The organism is Stenotrophomonas maltophilia group sp. Smal32, assembly GCF_030237085.1.
Lineage (GTDB): Bacteria > Pseudomonadota > Gammaproteobacteria > Xanthomonadales > Xanthomonadaceae > Stenotrophomonas > Stenotrophomonas maltophilia_Q.
In genome coordinates this window covers 1-609 of the sequence record NZ_JASJSI010000228.1, presented here as the reverse complement: position 1 = coordinate 609, position 609 = coordinate 1, and the positions used below count along the sequence as shown (strand labels likewise).

1 pseudogene is annotated in these 609 nt (G+C 66.8%); it reads left to right on the top strand.

Going from position 1 to position 609, the window contains the following annotated elements:
- Nucleotides 1-98 precede the first annotated feature (98 nt).
- Nucleotides 99-609: pseudogene (locus QRO91_RS22465) on the top strand (methionyl-tRNA formyltransferase); the annotation flags it as partial.

Genomic DNA, 609 nt, shown 5'->3' with positions numbered 1-609 from the left:
TGTTGTGGTGTTTTATTTTTATAAAAAAAACAAACAAGCCGTATACGGTGAAGGCCTAACCCCCCAACCACAAGGTCGCGCAGCTCAAGCCGCACTTTTTGGTGGTGGTGGCTTTTGGCATTATCCTCCCCAGGGGGTTGGTGCCAAACCCGACGATTGTTTGGTGTAAGGTGCAGGCCTGGGGGGGGCCGGGCGGCCGCGCCGCCGCGCCGATCCAGCGTGCGATCCAGGCCGGTGACGCGAAGACCGGCGTGTGCCTGATGCAGATGGAAGCGGGCCTGGATACCGGCCCGGTGCTGCTGCACCAGGAGCTTCCGATCGCGGCCACCGATACCGGCGGCCAGCTGCACGACAAGCTGGCCGAGCTGGGTGCCCAGGTGCTGTCCGACGGCCTGGGCCTGCTGCGCGCCGGCATCAAGCCGATCGCGCGGCCGCAGCCGGAACAGGGCGTGACCTACGCGCACAAGCTGGACAAGGCCGAAGCCAGGCTGGACTGGGCGCAGGACGCCGGCGCGCTGGCGCGTACCGTGCGCGCGTTCAATCCGTGGCCGATCGCCGAGGCGACGCTGGCCGGTGAACGGGTGCGCATCCATGGCGCGGTGGCGCTCG